Annotated in this window: 21 protein-coding genes; 11 read left to right on the forward strand and 10 right to left on the reverse strand. The window is 44.7% G+C overall.

Features of this window, described 5'->3' with window-relative positions:
* Positions 1-97: 97 nt before the first annotated feature.
* The 8 genes from lpxC (at position 98) to QUA00_RS30660 (ending at position 7,185) form a co-directional block, all read left to right on the forward strand.
* Positions 98-955, forward strand: coding sequence for a UDP-3-O-acyl-N-acetylglucosamine deacetylase (gene lpxC / locus QUA00_RS30625; RefSeq protein WP_333412203.1), 858 nt, complete (start codon positions 98-100; stop codon positions 953-955).
* An 82-nt stretch (positions 956-1,037) separates the two neighbouring features.
* The gene (gene fabZ / locus QUA00_RS30630; RefSeq protein ID WP_333142057.1) at positions 1,038-1,559 is read left to right on the forward strand and encodes a 3-hydroxyacyl-ACP dehydratase FabZ; all 522 of its coding nucleotides are present in this window, start codon (positions 1,038-1,040) and stop codon (positions 1,557-1,559) included.
* 141 nt (positions 1,560-1,700) lie between these two features.
* Positions 1,701-2,495, forward strand: a complete 795-nt coding sequence (gene lpxA, locus QUA00_RS30635) for an acyl-ACP--UDP-N-acetylglucosamine O-acyltransferase (protein ID WP_333142058.1) — start codon at positions 1,701-1,703, stop codon at positions 2,493-2,495.
* Positions 2,496-2,536: 41 nt separating this feature from the next.
* Entirely contained in the window at positions 2,537-3,139 is a 603-nt protein-coding gene (locus QUA00_RS30640) for a Uma2 family endonuclease (protein ID WP_333412204.1), read from the forward strand.
* A 9-nt stretch (positions 3,140-3,148) separates the two neighbouring features.
* Positions 3,149-4,321, forward strand: a complete 1,173-nt coding sequence (lpxB, locus tag QUA00_RS30645) for a lipid-A-disaccharide synthase (protein WP_333412205.1) — start codon at positions 3,149-3,151, stop codon at positions 4,319-4,321.
* A 136-nt stretch (positions 4,322-4,457) separates the two neighbouring features.
* Positions 4,458-5,738 (forward strand): DNA cytosine methyltransferase, encoded by a 1,281-nt coding sequence (locus tag QUA00_RS30650; RefSeq protein ID WP_333412206.1) that lies wholly within the window; start codon positions 4,458-4,460, stop codon positions 5,736-5,738.
* 487 nt (positions 5,739-6,225) lie between these two features.
* On the forward strand, positions 6,226-6,570 hold the full coding sequence (locus QUA00_RS30655; protein ID WP_333140664.1) for a BON domain-containing protein: 345 nt from the start codon (positions 6,226-6,228) through the stop codon (positions 6,568-6,570).
* A gap of 243 nt (positions 6,571-6,813) precedes the next feature.
* Positions 6,814-7,185 (forward strand): DUF4278 domain-containing protein, encoded by a 372-nt coding sequence (locus QUA00_RS30660; RefSeq protein ID WP_333286809.1) that lies wholly within the window; start codon positions 6,814-6,816, stop codon positions 7,183-7,185.
* Positions 7,186-7,308: 123 nt separating this feature from the next.
* On the opposite strand, the gene QUA00_RS30665 is transcribed toward QUA00_RS30660, so the two are convergent.
* From QUA00_RS30665 to QUA00_RS30695, 7 genes are all read right to left on the reverse strand, one after another.
* Entirely contained in the window at positions 7,309-8,064 is a 756-nt protein-coding gene (locus QUA00_RS30665) for a hypothetical protein (protein WP_333412207.1), read from the reverse strand.
* A gap of 1 nt (position 8,065) precedes the next feature.
* On the reverse strand, positions 8,066-9,211 hold the full coding sequence (locus QUA00_RS30670) for an AAA family ATPase (RefSeq protein WP_333412208.1): 1,146 nt from the start codon (positions 9,209-9,211) through the stop codon (positions 8,066-8,068).
* A gap of 233 nt (positions 9,212-9,444) precedes the next feature.
* Positions 9,445-10,626, reverse strand: a complete 1,182-nt coding sequence (locus QUA00_RS30675; protein WP_333412209.1) for an RtcB family protein — start codon at positions 10,624-10,626, stop codon at positions 9,445-9,447.
* 650 nt (positions 10,627-11,276) lie between these two features.
* The gene (locus tag QUA00_RS30680) at positions 11,277-12,398 is read right to left on the reverse strand and encodes a hypothetical protein (RefSeq protein ID WP_333307992.1); all 1,122 of its coding nucleotides are present in this window, start codon (positions 12,396-12,398) and stop codon (positions 11,277-11,279) included.
* 380 nt (positions 12,399-12,778) lie between these two features.
* The gene (locus tag QUA00_RS30685) at positions 12,779-13,909 is read right to left on the reverse strand and encodes a hypothetical protein (RefSeq protein WP_333412210.1); all 1,131 of its coding nucleotides are present in this window, start codon (positions 13,907-13,909) and stop codon (positions 12,779-12,781) included.
* Between the two features lie 462 nt (positions 13,910-14,371).
* Positions 14,372-17,599 (reverse strand): efflux RND transporter permease subunit, encoded by a 3,228-nt coding sequence (locus tag QUA00_RS30690; protein ID WP_333412211.1) that lies wholly within the window; start codon positions 17,597-17,599, stop codon positions 14,372-14,374.
* Positions 17,600-18,054: 455 nt separating this feature from the next.
* Positions 18,055-18,657, reverse strand: a complete 603-nt coding sequence (locus QUA00_RS30695) for a thioredoxin family protein (RefSeq protein ID WP_333142068.1) — start codon at positions 18,655-18,657, stop codon at positions 18,055-18,057.
* Positions 18,658-18,834: 177 nt separating this feature from the next.
* On the opposite strand from QUA00_RS30695, the gene QUA00_RS30700 reads away from it, so the two are divergent.
* Positions 18,835-19,239 (forward strand): NIL domain-containing protein, encoded by a 405-nt coding sequence (locus tag QUA00_RS30700; RefSeq protein ID WP_190741019.1) that lies wholly within the window; start codon positions 18,835-18,837, stop codon positions 19,237-19,239.
* A gap of 65 nt (positions 19,240-19,304) precedes the next feature.
* The gene (locus QUA00_RS30705) at positions 19,305-19,748 is read left to right on the forward strand and encodes a hypothetical protein (protein ID WP_333142069.1); all 444 of its coding nucleotides are present in this window, start codon (positions 19,305-19,307) and stop codon (positions 19,746-19,748) included.
* Positions 19,749-20,684: 936 nt separating this feature from the next.
* Here QUA00_RS30705 and QUA00_RS30710 read toward each other — a convergent pair.
* From QUA00_RS30710 to QUA00_RS30720, 3 genes are all read right to left on the reverse strand, one after another.
* Positions 20,685-21,236: a shikimate kinase gene (locus QUA00_RS30710; RefSeq protein ID WP_333142070.1), complete on the reverse strand. Its 552-nt coding sequence runs from the start codon at positions 21,234-21,236 to the stop codon at positions 20,685-20,687.
* Positions 21,237-21,258: 22 nt separating this feature from the next.
* A complete protein-coding gene (locus tag QUA00_RS30715; RefSeq protein WP_333412212.1) occupies positions 21,259-22,143 on the reverse strand; it encodes a LapA family protein in 885 nt (294 codons plus the stop codon).
* Positions 22,144-22,412: 269 nt separating this feature from the next.
* The gene (locus QUA00_RS30720) at positions 22,413-23,051 is read right to left on the reverse strand and encodes a flavin prenyltransferase UbiX (protein ID WP_333142073.1); all 639 of its coding nucleotides are present in this window, start codon (positions 23,049-23,051) and stop codon (positions 22,413-22,415) included.
* A gap of 341 nt (positions 23,052-23,392) precedes the next feature.
* Between QUA00_RS30720 and QUA00_RS30725 the strand changes: the two genes are divergently transcribed.
* Positions 23,393-24,949 carry a tetratricopeptide repeat protein gene (locus tag QUA00_RS30725; RefSeq protein ID WP_333412213.1) on the forward strand — a complete coding sequence of 519 codons (1,557 nt, stop codon included), beginning with the start codon at positions 23,393-23,395 and terminating at the stop codon, positions 24,947-24,949.
* Positions 24,950-25,248 lie beyond the last annotated feature (299 nt).

The raw sequence follows: 25,248 nt of genomic DNA on the forward strand, positions 1-25,248 counted from the left end.
TCAAACTGCACTATTTGTGGGCCAGACCCCATACTGCAAGGGGTTGAGGCAATAAATTTAAATGACTAACAGCTTACTAACTACTAACTAATGACTAATGACTATTGAACGTACCCTGAAATCTGAATTTGAACTATCGGGAATCGGTTTGCACAGTGGCGAACAAACTCGCGTCCGAGTTTTGCCTGCAGAGGTTGGGGAAGGCCGCTATTTTGTCAGAATTGACTTGCCTGGTGCTCCGAGAATTCCTGCAAAAATTGAGGCGGTTTCTCAGACTGCACTTTCAACTGAACTGGCAGGTATAGATGGTCAAATTCGCACTGTAGAGCATCTATTAGCCGCTTTGGCGGGGATGGGAGCGGATAATGCTCGAATTGAGGTTGATGGGCCGGAAGTGCCACTGCTGGACGGTTCGGCTCTGGTTTGGGTAGAGGCGATCGCCCATATCGGCTTAGTTCCTCAAGAATCGAAGCAAGCCCCCACTCCCTCCTGCGTCCTAGAACAGCCAATTTGGGTGCGCCACGGGGATGCTTTTGCAGCGGCTTTACCCTCAGCCGAAACTCGATTTAGTTACGGAATTGATTTTGAGGAACAGGCGATCGGCAATCAATGGTACAGTTGGTCGCCAGAGGCAGAAAGTTTTGCTAGCGCGATCGCCCCAGCCCGCACTTTTGGACTTGCTCGCCAAGTTGACCAATTGCGACAAGCAGGTTTGATCAAAGGTGGTACCCTAGAGAACGCCCTAGTTTGCGATCGATCCGGCTGGCTCAACCCGCCCTTGAGATTTGTCAACGAACCGGTGCGCCATAAAATCTTAGACTTAGTAGGCGACCTCAGTCTGCTAGGAACTTGGCCAAAAGCTCACTACTTGGCTTACAAAGCCAGTCACAACCTGCACGTCCAACTCGCCCAAGCCCTGAAATCGGAAGCTCTAGCTACCCTAGATAAAAGTTAGGAAAAAACAGGTGATCTGTTAAGATTGCATCTTTATTCTTCCTTCTGCCTTCTGCAATACCACACTCAAAAGTCTTCAAGTAATGTCTACGCTGACTGAAGTTAACACCCTCAATACTGCTAATTCTGAATCCCTTCCCACCGAGAACGGTGATGATTCTCCAGCGGTTAAATCTACTTTTACTCTCGAAGAAATTCATAAATTATTGCCTCATCGCTATCCTTTTGCACTGGTTGACAAGATTGTTGATTACGTGCCGTCCGAGAAGGCTGTAGGAATTAAAAATGTGACTTTCAACGAACCGCATTTTCAAGGGCATTTTCCCGGACGACCAATTATGCCTGGAGTATTAATTGTCGAAGCTATGGCTCAAGTTGGCGGTATTGTTCTGGCTCAGTTGCCAGACATCAAGCAAGGATTGTGGATGTTTACCGGAATTGATGAAGTCAAGTTCCGTCGTCAGGTTGTACCGGGCGATCAGTTGCTGATGACTGTAGAATTGCTGTGGGTAAAACGCCGTCGCTTCGCAAAAATGCAGGCTCTGGCTGAAGTAGACGGACAAAAAGTTTGTGAAGGAGAATTGACGTTTTCGATGGTAGATTAAATTGAGCATTGGCCAGCGCAGGCCGATGCCCTGCTCAGGGCCGAAAAGCATTGGTAAGGACTAATCAGTAGCTAATCACAGACAACAGCTAACAGACAACAGACAACAGACAACAGCCAACTGACAACTGACAACTGAAAAATGCTTACTTTGATTCACCCAACTGCTGTGATTCATCCCGGTGCTGAACTTCACCCGACTGTAGAAGTGGGAGCTTATGCTGTAATTGGGGAAAGAGTGAAAATCGGGCCGGAGACTAAGATTGGCGCCCATGCAATTATCGACGGGCTAACAGAAATAGGTGCTCGCAATCAAATTTTCCCCGGTGCGGCGATAGGTTTGGAACCTCAAGATTTGAAATACGAGGGTTCTCCGACTAGGGTGAAAATTGGCGACAGCAATCAAATTCGGGAATATGTGACAATCAACCGCGCTACTGGAGCCGGGGAAAGCACGACTATTGGCAATCATAATCTATTGATGGCTTATGTTCATGTGGGACACAATTGCGCGATCGCCGATCGAGTAATTATCGCCAATGCTGTAGCCTTAGCCGGACACGTTAAAATCGAGTCTCAAGCCCGATTGAGCGGTGTTTTGGGCGTTCACCAGTTTGTCCACATCGGCCGCTTGTCTATGGTGGGCGGCTTGAGCAGGATCGATCGAGACGTACCTCCTTATATGCTAGTCGAGGGGAATCCTTCGAGAGTGCGAGCCATCAACAAAATAGGCCTCGATCGCGCTGGTTTTACTGCAGAAGATTTGCTAGTTTTGAAGAAAACTTTTCGTATTCTATATCATTCTGGCTACACTCTCAATCAAGCTTTGGAACAGTTGGATTTGTTGCCAGAAAACGCCCACTTGCAGCACCTGCGGAGATTTGTGCAGCAGTCTATAACCAAAGGCCGGCGCGGTTTGATTCCTGGCAAAAAGTGAATGAGGTAGAATGAACCTATGAACTAAGCGACTGTTGCCCTATGAATGTATATACTTCAGTCAAATCTACATCCCCTGAAACAGAACAAGATGGCTGCATCAGGTTCTCAGATGTTAGTTGGGAGCAATTTGAAGCGATAGAAGCAGCTTTTAAAGATGTCAGAGGTGTGAAATTTTTCTATCTCGATAAAATACTGCAAATTATGACTGTCTCGCCCGAACACGAAATAATCAAGAAAACTCTCTGTATGCTCCTAGAGGCATATATGAGAGCAAACGGGATTCGATTTTACGGCAAGGGCGGCCCGACTCTAGGTAACAGAGAATTAGGCGGTAGAAAAGAGCCGGATGATTCCTATGATATAGGAACCCAAAAAATAGTCCCAGATATTGCTATTGAAGTGGTAATTACCAGTGGCGGGATAAATCCTCTAGAATTCTACAAAAGATTGGGTGTTCGGGAAGTCTGGTTTTGGCAAAATAGTCAGTTATCTCTCTATTACTTAACAGGTGAAAATTATGAGCAGATTTCCCGGAGTACATTCCTTCCCGCTCTGGACTTAGAATTACTGCTACGCTGTGCGAATATGCCCGATCAATATGATGCTGTTACCGAGTTATTAGCAAACATCTCACCTGTATAAAGTCCGAATATGAAAATTTTTATTAGCACTGGTGAAGTTTCTGGCGATTTGCAAGGATCTTTGTTAGTTGCAGCCTTAAAACGTCACGCTGTCGCGGCTGGTTTTGATCTAGAAATAACCGCATTGGGCGGCCCTCGTATGGCAGAAGCTGGGGCTACTATTTTAGGCGATACTGTGGGCATTGGTTCTATGGGCCTTATAGAATCAGTGCCCTATATTTGGCCCACGATTAAAGTTCAGCAAAAAGCTAAACAATATCTCAAAAACTTCCGCCCCGATGCTGTTGTATTGATTGATTATTTGACTCCAAATCTCGGTATTGGCAGCTATATCCGCCGCTATTTGCCTGATTTGCCGGTGGTTTGGTACATCGCACCTCAAGAATGGGTTTGGTCGATTTCTCCTCGCAATACTGAGCTGATTGTCAATATTTGCGACCAACTTTTGGCAATTTTCCCCGAAGAAGCTTGTTATTATCAAAAAAAAGGAGCCGAAGTGAGTTGGGTTGGCCATCCTTTGGTGGATAGAATGCAATCTGCGCCCAGCCGGGAAGTTGCCCGCAAAACTTTGGGAATTGGGCCGGAACAGGTGTCGATCGCCCTAATTCCCGCTTCCAGACACCAAGAACTGAAGTACCTGATGCCGGTTATATTTGAGGCAGCTCAAATTATTCAAGCTAAATTGCCGGAAGTTCATTTTTGGATTCCGCTGGCTAACAAAGCTTTTCGCAGCAAAATTGAACAGGCGATCGAGAATTACGGTTTGCGGGCTACTTTGTTAGAAAATCAAACTCTGGAAATCTTGGCTGCTGCCGATCTGGCGATCGCTAAATCTGGTACTGTTAATCTGGAGCTAGCTTTGCTCGACGTTCCGCAAGTTGTTGCCTACCGCGTCAGTCCGATTACGGCGGTTATTGCTCGCCACGTGCTGAAATTTTCGATTCCTTTTATGTCTCCGCCCAATTTGGTGCAAATGAAGCCGATCGTCCCGGAGTTGCTGCAAGACGAGGCGACTGCGGAAAATATAGTGAATCACGCACTGGAATTGCTGCAAAATGCCGATCGACGCCAGCAAACTTTGGCGGGTTATCGGGAAATGCGCGAAAGTCTCGGAGATGTGGGTGTGTGCGATCGGGCTGCTGCGGAAATAATGAAAAATGTCAAATTAAATACAGCTTCTTAAAGCATTTTGTGTATTTAAAAGTTATGTATAAACCCGGTTCCTTTGTGGCTGGCTGGTGGACAAACCCACGATTTATTACCAGAAACGCGGTGGATTTTCTTAATTTCTATTAAAGCAACTTTGTTATTGAAATGTTATGCCAAGCAATCGGAAAAAGCGACCGATCGCTGTTGATTTATTTGCAGGCGCGGGCGGCATGACCCTGGGCTTTGAACAAGCAGGTTTTGATGTACTTGCATCAGTCGAAATAGACCCAATTCACTGCGCCACACACGAGTTTAATTTCCCGCTGTGTTCTATTCTGTGCAAAGATGTCACACAGCTTAGGGGTTCAGAAATTCGGAAAAAATCGGCGATCGGGCGGCGCGAGATAGACGTAGTAATCAGCGGTTCGCCCTGTCAAGGATTCTCCATGATGGGCAAGCGCGATGTGGACGACCCGCGAAATTCTCTAATTTTTCACTTTCAGCGCTTAGTTTTGGAGCTAAGACCGAAGTTTTTTGTAATGGAAAATGTGCCGGGAATTGCATCAGGAGAACACAAAGAACTCCTGAATGTTTTAATTAGCTCTTTTCTGAAACGTGGCTATAAAGTAGAAGAAAATTATCAAGTTCTCAACGCTGTTCACTATGGAGTGCCGCAAGCTCGCAAACGATTGTTTTTGATTGGGTGCAAAGAAGGTTATGAGCTACCCAAATACCCTCAGCAAACTACTATACTGCCGAAAATTAAAATTCCTAAACGCTATAAAAAAGTTAATTTACCTGCTGTCCCGACAGTTTGGGATGCGATTGGAGATTTGCCGGAAGTGGAAAAGTACAGCGAGTTGCTGCACCGAGATTGGGTAATGGCGGAGTACGGAAAGTGCAGCACTTATGCGAGTATAATGCGCGGAATTGATGGTTTGGATGATGATTATTCCTACGATCGCGAGTACGATCGACAAATCCTCTCTTGTAGTTTGCGAACTAAACATTCTCTGGAATGTATGGAAAGGTTTCATGCAGCCAAACACGGGGAAAAAGAGCCGATCAGCCGTTTTTACAAGCTTCACCCCGACGGAGTTTGCAACACTCTCAGGGCCGGAACCGACCGGGCCAGGGGGGCTTATACTTCGCCGAGACCGATTCACCCGATCGCCCCTCGGTGCATTACAGTCAGAGAAGCTGCGCGACTGCATTCCTATCCTGACTGGTTTAGATTTCACGTCACAAAATGGCACGGTTTTCGCCAAGTCGGAAATTCTGTACCGCCGCTATTGGCGAAAGCTGTCGCAGCGCAGATTATTAGGGCTTTGGGCGTGACAGCAATTAAGCCGAGTCTCAAGCTGACATGGGGAGATGATTCGTTGCTTAAACTGAATTGGTCGGAAGCAGAACAATATTATCTAATATCAAATCCGTTAGCATCGGAATAGTAAATTCGAGTTCACTGTTGACTGTTCACTGTTGACTGTTGACTGTTCACTGTCAACCGTCAACATCATGTATGAGTGTAACCGGAAATGATATAAAAAGTTAAGAATTAGATTTACAGCGTATATGCAGGACTACCCTCAATTAAGCGCGGGTTTAGCGTCCCCTGTATCAGTGATCACACTTCGATGACCAGCACAAGATGTCCTGGGTAGTTAAACAAACCGGGAATGTATTCCGGCGCGCTGTGCAGTTTGTTCAAGGTAAAAGTGGGAACTATTTCGACTACTGGTCTGCAATCCAAGGCGTAGCGATCGTCCTATACATAAAATAGCAAAATCAACATCTGCATATCATGGGAGATTTGAGATTGTGAAAGTCTACCGGAAAACATTTTGATAAATTTCGCTGAGTTTTGCAACAATTACGAGTCTTTTGGAATTCTAGAGCTATCGTGTAAAAAGTGTATTTTCAGGAGACTCAAATACTATGGGTTGGTTTAAAAGACTGTTCGGACTCGAAAAGCCTGCACCCCAGGCTGAACCGATGGCACAAGTAGTACAGCAAGCAGCACAAGCGCAATCCATCGCTCCTGCTAAAGTCGGCCCAGACGGAAATTTTGACGAAAGCGGCCTGGCGAAGCGGGTGGCTTTAGCTTTTGACGGCGATCCAGAAGTTGCTGATATCGAGACTGTTTATGTGGCTCAGCTCAGCGGCACGGTTGTTCTCAAAGGTCAAGTTCCCAGTCAGGAAATTCTCGACAAGTTGGTGGCGATCGCCTCTGCTGAAGAAGGTGCCGCAGGCGTGCAAACCGATCAGGTGACAGTTGGCTAGTTCTTCCCAAGCGAAGCAGTTTCGCTCCGGGTGCTGCTCGAATTAGTCAAAAACTCGATTAAACCCGCTGCGGCGGGTTTTTTCTTGCCGTCTCCCCCCTCCAAATATTAATTTTTGTAAATAAAACCGATTCATCTCAAAAAACCGTATAATTGAATACAGAAACTAAAAAAGTTTTAGCCAAGAAAACCAACCCTGACCTGACTGCCCTTTTTATCTCCATAAATATAAGGATCAAAAAATATGAAACTCACTTATCGCGGTTCAAACTACGAGTACGACATTCCGACAGTTGATATGGTCGAAGGCGAAGTCGCGGGCAAATACCGGGGGCAAAACTGGAACTATCGGTATCCGAGACACATTCCCAACCCCAAAAAATACGGCGGCCCAAACTATACCAAAAAGCGAGATGCTCAAGCTGGCGATCGGGATGTCGCAGCAGCTCGCACCTCAGCGACTGTGGATTATTACCCAACAGTTGTGGAAGTGGCGCAAGTACACCAGGCGAATATTTGCAATATTCTCGATCGTAGAAAGGAAGCAGCCAAGGCCAAGGGCGATGAAACACTGCTGCGCTTGCTAGAAATTGAGTCGAGACACATGGTGTGTTAGGGAAAAGCATCAGAAAACAAAGCGTTTGTCAAGAGGGGGAAATCGAGTTAAGCTCAATTTCCCCCTTTTGATGCTGTTTGGGCGATCGAATTCTCCTTTCTCCACAGCGCGCACGGCGATGTATTATTTATTTAGTTGCCCCTTAATTTTCTCACAAAACTTTATAAATTCTTGAAAACTAAGTAAGTGATCTGAATTGGCCTCAATTCTCGCTATCAGTTGGTCAAGGTAATATTTTTCTTGTACTTGCATCGGTTTAGATTTACGGTAAGAAAAACTCTTGTTTGACGCAGAACTACGCTCTTTGAAAATTTCTCTAAGATAACCTTCATGAAACAGAGCTTTTGTTTTATATCCAAAAATATCCTTTGTATTTTCTTCATCTTGCACAAATTCACTCGCTAAGTCTTCGGGATTATTTGTGAAGACATCAAAATATGCGATGTATTGTTTCAAAGTTGCATTATGTTGTGGATGTCTGACAAAGAAATTCCTATTGCCTAAAAACCAAGTTTCAATACAAACTTTCTGCACAATAATTTCTAGTTGGCAATTTTCCGGTAATGTTTTAAAAGGTTTATATTGTAATTCTAAGTTAATTTGCTTATCAGCTTCCGCTTTTTTCTCTGCAACTGTAAAACGGTCTGCATCTGTAAATAGTACCAAGTAATTATATTTAGGAAAATCGTTAATTTCTTGGATAGCATTAGCAGCAACTCTGTAGCAACTAGGAACGCCCATATCACTTTCGTAATAATAGTTATTCTGATTTACAGCATCAAAACTATCCACTTCTGTCAAGTCTGGAAGAAGTACAGATAACCACTTTTTATAAACAATCGGTTCTGTCTTCCCTTCAAATACAAAATAGAAGTTCATACTATGATTGTTTTTCGAGAATTTTGGTTAATTGAATAAATGCGTCTTGTTTAGATTTACCCAAATGATAATCTGAGGCATTACAAATTCTAATATGTCCGCCCTGTCGAGTCACAATTTTCCAATATTCATACGGAATATTATTGATAATGTAAGGGTGATGGCTTGTAGCAATAAATTGTAAGGTTTTATTTTCGTGAATCAGGTCATCAGTCAAGATGTCAATACAATTTATGCCTAAACTATTTTCAAATTCATCAATCAATATTACGGAACCTTCATTTGCCAGAAACATTTCGGCAATATGAATAATTGTACGCAACATCCCCGAAGACATCCTATCTTCTCTAATCCATTTTGGTACAGATTTCTCTTTTATAGAAATAGCAGGCGGAATTTTCTCAGCAATTGCTTTAGGGAAGAAGATGTCAGTTTTAAAAGGCTCAACTTTTATATCCCCGATTTGTGGAAAAATGTCAATAAATCTTGACTTTATTTTTTCATAAATATCTAACTTGTTTTCATAAGTCAGATATAGTTTAGTTATAATATCCTCATCACTATTTACTATGCTGTCTAAGGTTTTGTATTTATTTTTGAGCGACTGAAAAGATTGGTTCGAGTTTAGAAGACGCCGACCGTTTATTGTATGGTCGCGATATTTTATTTTATTTAGAGCATCAAAGGCTTCTTTTATCACACTTTCTTCTTTCAAAATATATATCATTGATTGATGCGAAGAAAGTTTAGGCATTGGGCTATTTTTAAACATGATTTCTTCCAAATTTCGCTCAATTAAAACCTGATTATTTGATGTCAATTTTTCATAAATTAAGGAAGATTTTTCTCGCTCATCTTGTTTTTCTTTTTCATCATCCTCAAAACTTAGCTCATTTTTTTCAACAGTATCAAAACGACCTTCCCAAATAAATTCAGTACCGTTTACCGTAGAAAATATGATTTCCCATTCAAACCCATTTATAGCTGTTCCATTTGCAATACGTCTTAAATCGATAATTGCACGCAGGATTTGGGTTTTGCCTGCACCTGATACGCCTACTAAAAGGGTTAAGTTTGATGAAAACTTAATTTCATCAAAATGCCAATCCCAAAAATTATTTTTGAGTCTAAGTGAAATAATCTTCATAATTAAAAATGGTTTTTATTGTTCATATGACCCAACGTATTTCCATTTTTGCAATCGAGTAATATTCGGGATTATGCCAATATCTACATTATTTTATTTATAAACCATTAAGAAGCCTTGTGTCAATACCGACTTTGGGAGACCCACTCCTGAAAAAGAAACCGGGTTTTTCACGATCCTTCAAGGCTCAAATGCAGTAATTTCGTAAAAAACCCGGTTGCGGATTCTCGCCATCACCCCTTGACACAAACCACCTGCTTCAAAGTCGCCACAACTTCCACCAAATCCGACTGCTGACTCATCACCTCATCAATGGACTTGTAAGCCCCCGGAATTTCATCTAAAAATTGTTCATCTTTGCGGCACTCAACCCCCTCAGTCTGCCGCACCAAATCATCGAGAGTAAATACATTCTTCGCTTGAGTGCGAGACATCAAGCGCCCCGCACCGTGACTGCAACTACAGTAACTTTCAGCATTTCCCTTCCCTTTAACAATAAAAGATTTCGCCCCCATCGAACCCGGAATAATCCCGTAATCCTCTACATCCGCGCGCACGGCACCCTTGCGAGTAACATACACATCTTCGCCAAAATGCACCTCTTTTTCCGCGTAATTGTGGTGGCAATTCACCTCTAATAACGGCTTAACAGATTTGCCGCCCGCGACGTGCTTTTCCACAATTCGCTTAAACCGATTCATCATTACATCGCGATTAAAACGAGCATAATCTTGCGCCCACTGCAAATCGTGCCAGTAAGCCGCAAACTCCCGCGTACCCGCCACAAAATAAGCTAAATCTTTGTCAGCCAGATTAATTTCTGCCAGTTTAGCTAAATCTTTAGCCGTCTCTATATGCTGCTGTGCGAGCAAATTTCCAATGCCGCGAGAACCGGAATGCAGCATCAGCCAAACAAAGTTTTCAGTATCAACGCAAACCTCAATAAAATGATTACCGCCGCCGAGGGAACCCATTTGTTTTAAGGCTTTATTGTTTTGGTGCTGCACACCTTGATGAAGTTCCTTAAACTCGCCCCATCCTTGCCAGTTGGTGACAGTTGTTTCTACTTCTTTGTTTTCCGAAAATCCGACTGGAATTGCTGCTTCGATATCGAGGCGAATTTGTTTGAGTTTGCCTTCTAATTTGTGAGCTTTGAATGGCATTTTTATCGCAGACATACCGCAACCCACATCGACGCCCACAGCCGCCGGAATAATCGCTTCTTTTGTGGCAATTACTGAACCGACTAAAGCACCTTTTCCTAAATGTACGTCGGGCATTAGTGCGACGTGTTTGAATACAAAGGGCAAAGATGCTACGTTTGCGGTCATCTTGGTTTCTTTTTCGCCCAGGGCGTGATTTGCCCAAGATAATACTGGTTTTGGGGCTGATATGTCTAATTTTTCGTAGGGCATTTTTGTTTAAGTTGGTTTTGCAAGTTTGTTATGTAGTACAAGTGTACCACAAAGACTTTCGGATGTCAAACACACTAATTCTCGTAGGGTGCGTCAGTCGGGAATTTCTTTTGGGAGTCATAGAATTTTTACTGACGCACCTTACCCACTAATTATTGCCGCGTCAACTTCACATCAGATGCAGTAGCGGTATTGTTGGTAAGTCCGACATTCCGACAGGGAATGAATTCCCTGTCTCATAGCAAAAGTCCTCTCAAAGAGGACTAAAATCGATCGCACTTCCCGTCAAAATCTACAGTCGGTTTTAACCGACATCTTGCAGCAATATCAATAAGAGGATTTTTCGTGGGGTCGGGCGGGTTTATAGAACCTATTTGCAAGCTTTAAGGCTGTTGGCGAACCCGCCCCTACGTCTAATTGAGAATGGTGCAATATCTCAGTTTTAACCGACAGTCCGACAGGGAATGAATTCCCTGTCTCATAGCTAAAGTCCTCTCAAAGAGGACTAAAATCCCTCGCACTTCCCGTCAAACTCTACAGTCGGTTTTAACCGACTTTCGCTATGAGGCAGGGGTTTCAACCCCTGTCGGATTGTGGGAAAGCGAGTGAAAAGCTAACACGGCACAAGAAGCGTTTTGTATTGAAAATCCTTAAGAAATGCCTAAAGATTGAATGAATAATTGACTGTAGGGTGCGGATTGTTGTACCTCCGTCAAGGAACCAAACAGCTCTTTTCCCCCAAAGATAACTAATGTCTTCTGTGTAGAGTCAGCTTCTTGACTCGGCAGTTGTGAGTGAACGGAAAGAATACTATCTGAATCAAATCGATAAAAGCGGTCCAAGTCGCTGCAAAGTCCTTCTTCAACATCCTTGAGATTAGGATAAAGTTCTTGAGAAGGACGCGGTTCATGACCGCTTAAAATCAGTTCATCTAACATTTCCATTTTTTCAATATCGATTAGATACATTCTCCCATTACCAGTGTTAATTAGAAGGCGATCGTCTGATAGGTAGGTAGAGTAGCTAAACCTGTCATCCGAATCAGGACAAGGGCATTCGCATATTCCAAGTAGATTGCACTCAGGAAAACTGAATCTGCTGATTTGTCGATCGCAATCGTGTACAACCACAAATTCGCCACCAGCAGGATGAAATTCTGGAGGCCCTGTGTCATCGGGACATGGAACCTCCACGGCGTGAATTTCCGTACCATCGTCATAAAGCCAGTAGATTTGCTGTCCGTCCTGACCTGCGGCAGCCCAAAGAGCTAAAATTTGATTTTCGGGGTGCGGGTGAAACGAGAAGGAACTCCAGCAAAAAGGGTCTTCGAGCAAAAGTTGTCGTTGAATTTGCCACGAATTGGTATCGCGAATTTGAATCTCGACTTCCCCGCCTTCAATTAATTTCATGCACCAAAAACGCACGCCGTCTGCATCAAACCAGCAGTCCTGAAATCCATTTTTGTTATACGAAAACTTAACAGGAGGGTTAGGTAGCTGTTCTTCAAAAACTAGCTGGTTTTCTGCTGTCATAATTGCTAAATGATTGCCATTTGCCATAATTGCTGCCAGCAAATCGCCTTTGGGACTAATGGCTAAACAGCTAATTTCGTCTGGAAGCTGGTATTCGTATTTTGGCGACAAGTTGCGATCGACTAAAGTGACTTTTTTGCGATCGCAACTTGTCGCAATAGTCCAATCGGAATCAGTGCGTTGATTTATGGCTAAGATACCCCAGTCAATTTGTTTTTCATGTTTTGGTAAAATCAGCATAAAGATATTTCAGCGTAAATAAGCTCTATTTTAACTGAAATCTTGCAGCATTTATCGTAGGGTGCGTCAGTCGGGAATTTGTTTGGGGAGTCAGAGAATTTTTACTGACGCACCTTACCGACTAATTATCGGCGCCTCAACTTAACATCAAATGCAGTAGCGGTATTGTTGGTAAATCCGACCCTCCGACAGGGAATGAATTCCTGTCTCATAGCAAAAGTCCTCTCAAAGAGGACTAAAATCGATCGCACTTCCCGTCAAACTCTACAGTCGGTTTTAACCGACTTTCGCTATGAGGCAGGGGTTTCAACCCCTGTCGGATTGTGGGAAAGCGAGTGAAAAGCTAACACGGCACAAGAAGCGTTTTGTATTGAAAATCCTTAAGAAATGCCTAAAGATTGAATGAATAATTTACTGTAAGGTGCGGATTCTTGTACCGTCGCCAGGGAACCAAACAGCTCTTTTCCGCCGAAGATAACTAATGTCTTCTGTTTAGAGTCAGGTTCTTGAGTCAGGATTTGTGAATGAACGGACAGAATCCTATCTGAATCAAATCGATAGAAATAGTTCAAGTCACCGCAAACCTCTTCTTTAAGATCCTTAAGAGTGGGGTAAAGTTCTTTACAGGAACGTGGCTCGTGACCGATTAAAATTAGTTGATCTGATATTTCCATTTTGTTAAGATCGATTAGATACATAAGTCCTTCATTAGTGTTAATTAGAACGCGATCGTCCGATAGGTAGCACATAGAGTAATCAAAACCATCATCCGAATCAGGCCAAGGCCATTCGCATATTCCCATTAAATTGCACTCAGGAAAACTGAATCGGCTGAGTTGTCTTTCGGAACTATCTATAACCAAAAATTCGTCACCAGCAGGATGAAATTGAGGAGGTGATGTGTCATACAGACAGGGAACCTCCACGGCATGAATTGTCGTACCATCATCATAAAGCCAGTAGATTTGCTGTCCGTTCTGACCGCAAGCAGCCCAAAGAGCTAAAATTTGATTTTCCGGGTGTGGGTGAAACGAAAAGGTACTGTAGCCGCCAATAGGGTCTTTGAGGCGAAGTTTTCGCTGAATTTGCCACGAATTGGTATCGCGAATTTGAATTTCTACTTCCTTGAATTCAATTAATTTCATGCACCAAAAACGCAAGCCGTCTGCATCAAACCAGCAGTCCTGAAATCCATTCTCGTTATCCAAAAAATACTTAACAGGAGGGTTTGGTAGCTGTTCTTCAAAAACTAGCTGGTTTTCTGCTGTCATAATTGCCAAATGATTGCCATTTGCCATAATTGCTGCCAGCAAATCGCCTTTGGGACTGATGGCTAAACAGCTAATTTCGTCGGGAAGCTGGTATTCGTATTTTGGGGAGAAGTTGCGATCGACTAAAGTGACTTTTTTGCGATCGCCACTGACAATCGTCGCCCACTCGGAATTAATGGGTTGATTTATGTATGAGAACGACCAGTCAATTTGTTTTTCATGTTTTGGTAAAATCAGCATAAAGATATTTCAGCGTAAATAAACTCTATTTTAACTGAAATCTTGCAGCATTTATCGTATGGTGCGTCAGTCTGGAATTTCTTTGGGGAGTCAGAGACTGTTTACTGACGCACCTTACCGACTAATTATCGGCGCGTCAACTTAACATCAAATGCAGTACCAGTATTGTTGGTAAATCCGACACTCCGACAGGGAATGAATTCCCTGTCTCATAGCTAAAGTCCTCTGAAAGAGGACTGAAATAGATCGTATTTTTCCTCAAAATCTACAGTCGGTTTTAACCGACAGTCCGACAGGGAATGAATTCCCTGTCTCATAGCAAAAGTCCTCTGAAAGAGGACTAAAATCGATCGCACTTCCCGTCAAAATCTACAGTCGGTTTTAACCGACTTTCGCTATGAGGCAGGGAATTCATTCCCTGCCGGATTGCGGGAAAAGCGCGTATTTGCTGGCACTAAATTATTACAAATTCGGAGTCTTTCTCCCCACCTTCTGCACAGGAATAGCCACCGCCTGCGGCTTCTTCTTCGCTGCAAACATCCCGAAGAAATCGTGCAGCAAAATATAGAAACAGGGAATAATAAACAGCGTCAGCAGCGTCGCCAGCGACAAACCCGAAAACACCACCACACCCAAAGGTTGCAGAAACTCCGAACCTTCTCCAATTCCCAAAGCTAGGGGAAACAAACCCAAAACTGTAGTAATAGTTGTCATCAAAATCGGCCGCAAGCGCTGAGGTGCCGCCCTGAGAATTGCTGTTGTGCGATCGACTCCTTCATCTTCCAGGATTTGGTTCGCCAACTCGATCATAATGATGCCGTTATTCACCACAATTCCCACTAGCAAAATTGCACCGATCATCACCGTCGCACCGATCGCAGTTTTGGTCACATAAAGCCCGAATACTCCCGCCGCCAACGCCAGCGGCACTGTCAGCAAAATCACCAGCGGGTCAACCAGGGAATTGTACTGCACCGCCATCGCTACAAACACTAAAAAAGTCGCCAATCCGCCCAAAAGTTTTAGAGAAGTTTGCAATTGCTGATTAGTTTCAGCAGCAGAACTCGGCACAATGCTTACTCCTCGCGGCAACTTCATTTCTGATAAAACTGCATCGACTTGCTGGACAGCATCGCCGAGACTTGCGCCCCGATTCAAGTTTCCTACAACTAAGAAAACTTGCCGCTGGTTGAGACGCTGAATTTCTCCTGGTGCTTTGCCGATCGTAATATTTGCCACATCGCTTAAACGGACGATGCTATTATTGCCGCCAGATAAGGGAATTTGTCCGAGTTGAGCAATAGATTTTACAGAAGTGCGATCGAACTGCACCCGCACATCTACCAAGCGGTTTCCCCGCTGCAATTGAGTCGGAACAGCACCTTCAATTGCTGTCTGAATCGTCTCCCCAATGTCTTGGGCCGTCAGCCCGTACACAGCGGCCTTTTCCCAGTCTGGACGAATTTGCACTTCTGACTGCGGCGCGTCTCCGTCCGGGCGAAACCGGGCTAATTTTACCTTCTCATCTAATTCTTTTAATATCTGACGACCTGCTTGCTGCAATACTTCTTCAGTTGGCCCCTGAACCACCACATCAATTTCGCCACCTCGCACTGGGGAATTAGTTAAAACTAAACCCCTAATCGATTCTGGAACTAGCCGCAGACGAGTTCCTTTAGGAACGTCAAGTTTCTTGAATTCCTCAGTCATTCTTTCCGTAAAAGCGATGGTATTCGTACCTGGTTTTAGCGTGATTGTGCTGCTTCCCCTAAGCAAATTTTCAACTGTATTGTTGCCGAAAAGCAGCCCTCCCGCTGTCGTTAAAGTGTACGCTGTTTCTGGCTGTGCGAGCAGAAGTTTATCGGCGGCGGCAACCACTTTTTGATTGGTTTCCAAGTTAGTACCCGGAGGAAACAAAGCAAATAATCGGGCTTGACTTGTATTAACTCTCGGCAAAATTTCTTGGGGGATTTGACCTGCCATCACCCAAGTGCCGCCGCCTAAAATCACAAAAGCGAGGGCAATGATAATTAACCGCAAACCCAGCACTTTTGACAGCATTGAACCGTAGGCCCGCGTGCCGTTTTCAAAACCGCGGTTGAAATGTTTTATCGGCCCGAACTGACTGATACCGCTGGAATAAGACATTCCCATCAAGCGAGAAGTCAGCATCGGCACTACAGTTAAAGCTACTAGCAGAGACGCTGCTACTGCAAAGCTAATTGTCAAAATCAATTCGTTAAATAGCAGCGAAAAGAAGCCACCGATCAGCAGGAATGGCAGCACTGATACTAAGTTAGCGGCAGTGGAGGCAATCATTGCTGATTCTACTTCTTCACTCCGCAATACAGACTCTTCTATCGTGCGTTCTTTCCGATCTTTGATTCTGCCTTTTTTCAGATGAGGGTTGCTGTCTAGACCGACTACAATATTTTCTAAAATAACTACGCTGGTATCGATCGCCTGACCAATTCCTAACGCTAAACCCCCTAAACTAAACAAGTTCAGCGACAAGCCGAACAGCCGCATTAAAATAATGGCTGCTAGAGTACACAGGGGAATAGTCAGAGAGATAATCAGGGTTTGTCTCAGGGAACCTAAAAAGAACAAAACTGCGATCGCAGCCAGCACTGCCCCTGAAACCCCCGCATTCGCCACATCGGCTAAGGAATTGCGGATAAATCTGGATTCGTCTAAGGTAGTAACTACGGTCATGTCCGCCGAAATTAACCCGGAATCCTGCATTTCTTTGATGCGATTTTTCACTCCGTCTACAACAGTAATTGTGTTGGCGTCCGGCTGTTTCAAGATGCTAATTTTAACGGCCGGTTTTTGATTGAGAAAAACTTTGACTCGCTGTTCTTCCGTGCCGTCATTAACTTGGGCAAAATCGCGCAGGTAGACTCGTTTTGGCGGGTTGGAACCGGATACTTGAAAGGAAAGATTGGCGATTTCCGAGGCTGTTTTAAAGCGACCAATTGTGCGCGTCAGCGGTTCGTTTGATTCTTGCCGCAGCCGGCCGCCGGAAGTGTCTAAATTGCGCGAACGCAAAGCATTAAAAACGTCGTTGAGATTAACTCCTAAACTTTGCAGCCGATTCAGGTCAATATTAACTTGAATTTCTTCTTGAACGCCGCCGGAAATGTCAACGGAAGCGACTCCGGGAATCACGTTTATTTCCCTGGCTAATTCTTCATCGGCAAATACCCGCAAATCTACCCCTTGGCGTGAGTCTGAAGTCAGGGCAAATTCGTAAACCGGCTGTTGAGAAGGGTCAAATTTAAATAGATTTGGCGATTCAACTGTATCAGGAAGTCGGTTGCGAATGCGGTTGACGGAGGCTGTAGCGTCGTTGAGGGCTTGGTCGATATTGCCGCCGGGTCTAAAGAATAAATCGACGCTGACTTGTCCTTCCCGCGTGCGGGAGAAAACTTGCGTGACTCCTTCTGTTGCTGAAAGTCCTTGTTCGAGGGGGCGGGTAATTTCGTCAACTGCCACTTCTGGGGAGACTCCGGGGGCGTCTAAGCGCACGCTGATGCGGGGATAGGTGATGGAGGGCAGCAAGTCAACGGGCAGTTGGGTTATGTAGAAAATGCCCACGACTATAATGGCAAGTGTCAGCATGAGGGTGCCGATGTGGCGGCGAATGGCTGTCGCGCTAATACTGAATCCGGTTTTGTCGGGAGTCATTCGATTTTAGATTTTAGATTTTAGATTAAAGAATTGAAAAGTTTACCCCGTCAGTCAGCCTGCAAAGGAATGAATCGCGGGGCTGGCGACTAAATTGTTTTCGGTCAGGCTTTATTGTGTATCGGGAGTGAGAGAATATTTACGCTCCGCACCTGACAAGTAGTATAATAAATTTTAATAAATTGTCAAAAATGTTTTTTTGAATATTCCTTTAGAGGTAGTCGATCGCCCAAAACGCAGATTGGCAGAAATTGCCAGGGGCTTTTGAATCTCTCTAAGTTATCGCCATCAGGAACAGGCAAGATGCCTGTTCCACAACAAATAAACTTTCTTGTGGAACAGGCATCTTGCCTGTTCCTAAAGTCTTCTTCCCTTTTCCCTCTTCTTTATTCCTTCTTCCCTCTTCCTGACATCCGTTACATCCGTTACAGAATCCGTTGCCGAACTTCCTTCATTTACTGTACTTGAGATCCGTGGGCACGGGGGTCGGAGCTACTTGTTTTCACAGGCCCTGTGGGTGGAGTAAAATTAGAAACTTGACCTGCCGCTTGGACGTGTGGCAGAGGTTTTCCTGCAATTAAAGCATCTAAGTTAGCTTCCATAATAGTGCGTGGCATTTCGCCCATTGTTTCAGCAACGGCGCTGCCTTTATCGTTCAAATAGACAAAGTGCGGAATGCCATCTACTCGATATTTTGTGATTTCTGGCAGCCATTTGTCATTGTCTACATTCAGCATCACAAAATTCATCGGTTCGGCGTATTTCTGTTTGATTTCGCTCAGATCTTTAGCCATTGCCTGACAGCTACCGCACCAATTAGCATAAAATTCCATGAGTGTCGGTTTGCCATTTACCAAAGCTGTTTCTAATGGCGTTGAAGCTTTTGCCATGTCGGTGAGACTGCTTGACGGCGTTTGGGTTTGCAGCCCGAAGAAGATGGATATTGAAAGGACGATCGCTGCTAACACGATCAATAAGTTTCTGAGGCGCGTGGCGACTTTTGTTTCGGGATTTTTGGCGGCGGGGGCGACAGTTGAGTTGGGCGAATTCTGGGTCATAAAATAAATTGCGCTTGGATTTCTATGTTTTTATTTTAAATAATAGATTCAGATTATAGCACATTTTGAGATAATCAGACCAATCTCATAAAAATTTTTGAAGAGGCCAGAATTAGGCCAAGTGCGCTAAAACATAAGATAACAAAGATTGTTTGTAAATTACCGAGGACTTGCAGGGTGAAAAAACGGGTAACACTGACGTTTCCCCAACGATCGATCCAAATGCCTGTCACCTATCGACTGGCAAAGGATTTTAATGTTGCAGCCAACATTATCCGCGCTCAGGTGGCTCCGAATCAAGTGGGCAAACTGGTGCTAGAGTTATCAGGGGACATCGACCAACTAGAAGCGGCGATCGACTGGATGCGATCGCAAAATATCGGCGTTTCCCTAGCCAGTCGGGAAATACTCATAGACGAAGATATCTGCGTTGACTGCGGTTTGTGTACGGGAGTTTGCCCGACAGAAGCCTTGACCCTTGACCCAGAAAGCTTTAAACTAAGTTTTGCTCGATCGCGGTGTATCGTTTGCGAGCAGTGCATCCCTACCTGTCCGGTGCAAGCTATTTCTACTAACCTATAGGCCCTGTAAACACTCCTGGGGCTCATCATCTTTTTTTTGCCTGGTTCTCCTAATTGTGCCATTGGATGAAAAAAAACTCTTGGGTTTCCCTAACTCTACTTTTTGTTACTTATTTCACTTTTGGCTGGAAATTATCTGAGTTTGATGTTCCACCGCACCTGACTTGGTTTCTAGCCATAGCTTCAATTTTAGTGTTTGCGGTCGCATTGTCGTTCCCACTGAGAGACATAAAAGCCTTAATTTTGCGGTGGTTTTCGAGTGATATCGGTGCTTTTCTTTCTATTATTGTAGGAGCTTTTGTGGCAGTGGTAGTTTTTGCTTGGCTGCACCTTTTTGCTACTTGTTTACTCTTGATTTCAGCCGGAGCTTTGGCAAGACTCGATATTCAAATGTCTGGTTGGAAGAATTGGCGGGCTTTTGCGGTATTAGCTACCATTTCTTTAACAGGTGTGGGGTTGGGCGGAGCGATCGAGTTTTGGTCAAGGACAGGCAAGCTCGTATTCTCTTAATGAGGAACGGGAAATTCATCCAACCAAATTCTATAACTCGCAACGGATATGTAGCCCAAAACTATCAGCTCGCCCATCAATAAATACAGCTTATTTTTTTTCAATCCCCCACCCCCGGATTAATTCCCCGTTCCGCGCCGTAATCATAGCAGTTTTCAAGCCTCGTGAGGTAAAGCTTCTCAATTTCCGATTCCCCGTTGCGCGTTACTAATTCCCAATTACTAATTACCGACACACCGGGAGTGGAACTGAAAACCCCTAGGGCAGTATTGAACTGTAGCGACTGTTGCTCAAAATGTTATTGCCCAAATCCCGCAAGTCCCGCAGCCAAAAACTCATCCCAATAAAAAAGCAGCTTTAGGGAGCTGCTAGTCAGAATGCATGAGGTATTTTTTTTAGAATAGGACAGATTAAATTCGATCGGTGCTGGGTTACATTTTTTGATACGAGAGAGTTGATGAGGGAATGGACGATCGTAAAATCGTCACATAGGAGGATAGCATTGATGCTAAATTTCCCGACAATCAAGTTAGCGTTTAACTGTCCTTGCGCCCTACAGCCCTTCAGCGGTGGGGCCATTTTATTTTTAGGGAGAACTCAATAGCCGGCTTTAACGCATCAGATGAGTCTGCCATTAGTTCTTGTATAAAATCTCCGCATCACCACATCCTCATACTTATAAAAGTTACGCATCGCATCCAGTCAAACCCGGTGGATTGCAAAATATTGGGTGGTTAAACGGAGACACTCAGACAAAAACCAGTATTTTCACCGAAGTCCTACGATTTGAGATTTGAGATTTGAGATTTGAGATTTTGGGAATGACTGATAAATGTGGTGGTTTGGAGCTTGCGTATAGTTGCATTATTTTTTTGAACTGGTATCAAAAGTCCCCACAAACCTGTTATTTTCTTAGAAAATCGCTTTCTGAATGTATCAATTGAGCTCAGGCCCGGTTTCTGGTTTGATAACTTTTTGGATTTCCTCGATCGCCCTAGTCGCCACTGCTTCAGGCCTTTCGCCCACACCAGCATAGACTCGGACATCTGCTTGAGTGTAGAAACGCTCTCGCTCTTTCAAAAGGCTTTGCAGCTTAGATTTGATCTCGCCCTCCTGCAGTAGGGGTCGAGCGGTGTCCGAACGCAGTCGATCGTACAATTGATCTACAGGCACATCCAACCAAACCACTACACCGTAGTGCAAGTAACCCCAATTCATCGATCGCGTCACAATGCCGCCGCCCGTAGCCACGACCGAATTTTGATACGCAGACAACTCACCGAGCACTTTAGTTTCTAGTTCCCGAAAAGCCTCTTCCCCTTCTCGCTCAAAAATCTCAGCAATTGACTGATTAGCAACTCGAACAATTAGTTCATCAGTATCAAAAAAACGGTATTTTAATTTTTTTGCCAAAATCCGCCCCACCGTTGTTTTTCCCGCACCCATCATCCCGACAAGATAAATATTTACTCCCCTCAACCCATCCACTGCCAAATCCTCCGATATTTTTCTATTTTTTCAGGTTAATCGATCCGCCACTGAGGCCATCATCGTCATCAAACTCATCACCCTCATCCAATCCCCAATCATCCTCTGCTTCTGCCATAGGATTTATTGGTGTTTCATCAGCGGGTTTAGGTATCGCCTCTTGGGGGGGAACCAGCACTCGATACTCCGCATCGTAGACAGCCTCAGTTTGCCCCACCCCAGACTGACTCGGATCTCGATAGCCGTAAGAATATACTGAGCCAGCCCAAGACTTGCTTTTCGGTTCCTGCTGAGCTTCGTAAGCCCTCGGATTTGCCGCTGGAACATCATTTACCTGCGGTTGATCGGGAAAATCGCGATCGTCCCCCCAATCGTCATCGCCCCCTTGAGAACCCGATTTTGAGCCATCTGAGACCCAATCATCCTCATCGTCTGCCGCTGCATAAGTCCCCGGTTGAGCGTAATCCTTCGCCCCATCCGGGTTCGGAGTTTCTTGCTGGAAAGTCCGGGCACTGTAACCAGACGGCGTGCCGTACTCATTTCGGTAGGAACTAGGAGCCTGAGTTTGGCTATTTTCCCTATTCAGATCCGGGTCAATTCCCTGTTTTCTAGGAGGGGGAGGCGGCGTGTAAGGTGTTCTCCTGTCCTCTGGGAAAGTATCGGGACCGCTGCGACTGGATCGGCCGCTGCGGTCTCCCGTTGGAGATAGGTAATTTGAAAAAGCGAGCAAACCAGAAATCAATAAAGATGTGATAGCTCCCACCGCCATACTCAGCAAAATCCAGATAGATAAAGGCAAAGCAGGCGATCGAACTCCCAAAAACACCAGCGATAGTGCCGGCTCCACATTTTGCAGGGCAAAAATAGTCAGCCCTACCACAATTACTAGCAAAAAAACAGGACGCATATTAAAAATATTGGTAATAGGTAATTGGTAATTAAAACTAACAAATCATCAATAACAAATAACAAACTGTCAACTGTCAACTGTCAACTGCCAACTGTCAACTGCCAACTGTCAACTGCCAACTGTCAACTGTCAACTGCCAACTGTCAACTCTCAACCGTCAACTGCCAACTGCCAACTGTCAACTGTCAACTGTCAACTGTCAACTGTCAACTGTCAACTGCCAACTGCCAACTGTCAACTGTCAACTGTCAGCTGTCAACTGTCAACTAACTCCCTTCTTCTTCCTTCCAGCGTTTGAGAGGAACGCAATCAATCCCCAACTGGTCTAAAGCGCGAGCCACCACAAAGTCTACCAAATCTTCAATAGTTTGCGGATTGTGATACCAAGCAGGAATCGCTGGTACAATTCTAGCTCCAGCTTCCGCCAAGGTAGTCAAATTCCGCAGGTGAATCAAGCTAAAAGGCGTTTCGCGAGGCACGAGTACCAATTTTCTCCCTTCCTTGAGCTGAACGTCGGCCGCTCTTTCGAGCAAATCCGAGCTCAAGCCAGCCGCCAACTTGCCCAGCGTACTCATGCTACAGGGAATAATCATCATCCCTTGGGTGCGAAAGGAGCCACTAGCAATATTAGCACCGACATCTTGCCAGGGATGACACCGAAGTTTACCCATTGTGGCTACTCCTGCTTGTTCCCGCCAGAATTCTTCTTGAAGCGTAGGTTCTGCAGGCATTCGGGTGTTCTGTTCGCTTTGCCAAACCATGTAAGTAGACTTGGAAGCGACCAGTTCGATCGCGCGATCGGCTTCCAAGAGATATTTTAGGGTTCGCACCGCGTAAATCAGTCCCGATGCACCGGTAACTCCTACAATTAGAGGTTGGGCGGGGACTGAAACAGAATTAGTCATGGGCAATTATCCAGCAATAAGCTCACTAATTATAGCGCGATAGGTGCTAATAACAGCCACAACACTCATCAATCAATTCAATGATTGCGTGGCGATCGCTCTTAATAACAATAAAAGGCGAAACCTATAGCCACCTGCAACACCCCCGGATACTACAAGAAAGTATGCGACTGCGCTCGCCAGGATTATCATTACCCTATTCTTCGTTAACAAAAACAAAGGCTAACTGCGATCGCCAGAGCTCCAGATCCCAGCCCCATCTTACATCCTGATCGCGCGACCAACTCTGTGTCACAATAGAACTACTAACTTTACTTTATTAACATCAGGGGAGGCAGACAATGTTCTTAAGATACGAAGATATCGAAATAGTGCAATTAGACATTACCTCCCGATGTAATGCCGGTTGTCCTCAGTGTCCGCGCACGGGGAACCCTATTTTGCCAATGACAGAATTGACAATAGCAGATATTAAGAGAATCTTCCCTAAAGAATTCTGCTCTCAGTTGTCTTGCATTTACCTGTGCGGCAACTTTGGGGATGCGATGGTGAGTAATACCACTCTCCCGGCGCTAAAGTATTTTCACAAAAGGGGAGTCAATTACCTTTGGATGTACACCAATGGTAGCGGACGCAGCCCTGATTGGTGGCGACAACTGGCCAAAATTTTGAATCAACCAGACGATCGCGTTATTTTTGCCATCGATGGATTAGCGGATACCAACCACCTCTACCGTCGCAATACAAACTGGAACCGGATTATGGAATCCGTCGAGGCCTTTATTGGCGCCGGTGGCCAAGCAGAGTGGCAATATTTAGTCTTTGAACACAATCAACACCAAGTCGAAGAAGCTCGCGCTTTGGCCCGTAGACTGGGGTTTATTAAATTTCAAGCTAAAGCAACGTCTCGCTTTGCGCTGTCAGAGGTTGATGAAGTCGGAGAAAAGGAGGAGGCGATCGCAGAGGTGGACTCCCAGACGCAGGAAAAGCGCGATCGTTCTACCCCCATCACCCTAGAAAAAGCAGCTCTCAATTTTCACCGACAAGCTGAAGATTATTTAGCGGAAAAAAATTTAGAACAAGCATTTTTAGCTTGTCAAAAAGCACTTGAGATTCAGTCAAACTTTGCCGTCGCTCACAAAACATTAGGCAATCTGCTACAGCTCACAGACTGTCTGGAGGAAGCGATGAACTCCTATAAAACTGCCCTAGAAATTCAGCCAGAATTTGCCGAAGTTTATGCAAATATGGGCAGCGTTTATGCTTCTCAAAAACAATGGGAACCCGCAATTTATCACTATCAAAAAGCGCTGGAAATTCGACCAAATTTTTCAGGAGTGTATCGAAATTTAGCCAAAATTTGGACACAATTAGGTAAAATAGAAGAAGCCAATGAAGCTTTTCAGCAAGCCGTTAAACTCCAAATCGCTCAAGAAATTGCTCCGGCTAAAGCTGCTAAAGCGAACAAAGAAAGCTCCGTAGAACTCAAGCCGGCTTCCTTACCCCAGTATCAAAATCCAGAAATCCCCAACTTTCGCAAAGCCGTCCAAGAATATGGAGGATTAGAAAATTATTTTCAGGACATTGAAATTAACTGCCAGTCGCAAAAGAAAGCTGAAATTTACGTTAGTTTTGACGCTGAACTGTGGCCCTGCTGCTATACAGCTCAGACCAAATACGCTCATTACAGCGACACTTATATGACCCAGGCGATCGCTCTGTTTGAAAAATATGGGCAAGGATTTAACAACCTCCGCAGCAAATCTATCAAAGAAGTGCTAGAAAATGTTTGGTATCAAAAAGACTTAGCCAAAAGCTGGTCTTGTTCGGAGAGACTAGAAATATGCGCCTTGGTGTGCGGGAAAGCCTTCCACCCCACCTCCTCACAGATGCTCTAGATCCTTCACTGACTCGAGTCCAGAAACCTGATTTTTTTGGAAAGTATCGAATTTTAGCACCGCAATATTTGCAAAAAAGCCTGATTTTTCTTGAAGCGGACTTCAGAAACCGGGTTTCATCAAGAAACCCGGTTTCTGAACAGCAGACGTTTGTTAGAAACAGGCGAGAGTTGGAAACTGGCGACGCACCCTACCTTTACTGTTAGCTATCAACTATAGCAATCCTAAATGATTCGTGTAATTCTTGTAGGGGCAAACCCCCCGTGGTTGCCCCGCCTTGACTGGGGTAGGCACGGGGA

The sequence above is a fragment of the Microcoleus sp. T2B6 genome, assembly GCF_036700475.1.
Lineage (GTDB): Bacteria > Cyanobacteriota > Cyanobacteriia > Cyanobacteriales > Microcoleaceae > Microcoleus.